1 pseudogene is annotated in these 759 nt (G+C 42.4%); it reads right to left on the bottom strand.

Annotated features, from left to right (window positions below):
* Window positions 1–286: 286 nt before the first annotated feature.
* Window positions 287–759: pseudogene (locus tag HP566_RS03950) on the bottom strand (hypothetical protein); the annotation flags it as partial.

Raw genomic sequence — 759 nt, 5'->3', positions numbered from 1 at the left:
AAAATATGCCCACCCTAAGCTAATGAATGCTAAAACGCTAAAAAGTATGTTTGCAACAAAGGTATTATAATTACGTGCCCGGATTTGCCAGCTTATTAGCGCTGGTTCATCGGCATGCTTCCAGGGGATTTGGGAGATATAGTCCTGCTGGGGTTGCATAAACCACATACACTTATCCTTGTGCGTTAGAGGTGAGGGGAACCGTCAGTGCAAAACGGGTCGGTACACTGATACCCCGGCTCTCCCTTAATTATCCTCTAAGCTAATTTTTTCGAAAGAAAAGTTGCTATAAAATAAACTTTTCCTCAACGATCTCTATATTGGGTAGTCTATTTTTAAAGAAATTTAAAATTTCTTTTCTCTCCCCTTTTTTGCAATAAACTTCTCTGATTCCCTCCGGTATAATCTCTTTAGCTTCGGGATGATACCATGGTATATTTAGCCCAATAATGTCTCTTCCTGGGTAAAGGTATATCTTGTCGGTTTTTCGCCAATCTAGTTCGTCATGGCGACTATCTCGAACCATATCTTGATAACTTTTAGAGGTTCCCATCATCCAAGCCATTAGGCCCATGCCCAGCGGCCCGATACCGGCAATCACAAACGCGGGGTCCTGCAATATAAGGATTACCACAATGGGCATTAAAATAATCGCCGACCACTTCAGAAATGGCTTAACGGCATCCATTTGTGGCTTCCAGGAACACTCCTCAGCAATATTTTCGGTAAAACGGTAGACAATAATCGTGGTCTGGTGAG

The organism is Vreelandella olivaria, assembly GCF_023507745.1.
Lineage (GTDB): Bacteria > Pseudomonadota > Gammaproteobacteria > Pseudomonadales > Halomonadaceae > Vreelandella > Vreelandella olivaria_A.
Note: the sequence above shows the minus strand (reverse complement) of the source record. Positions and strands in the feature narration are given on the sequence as shown.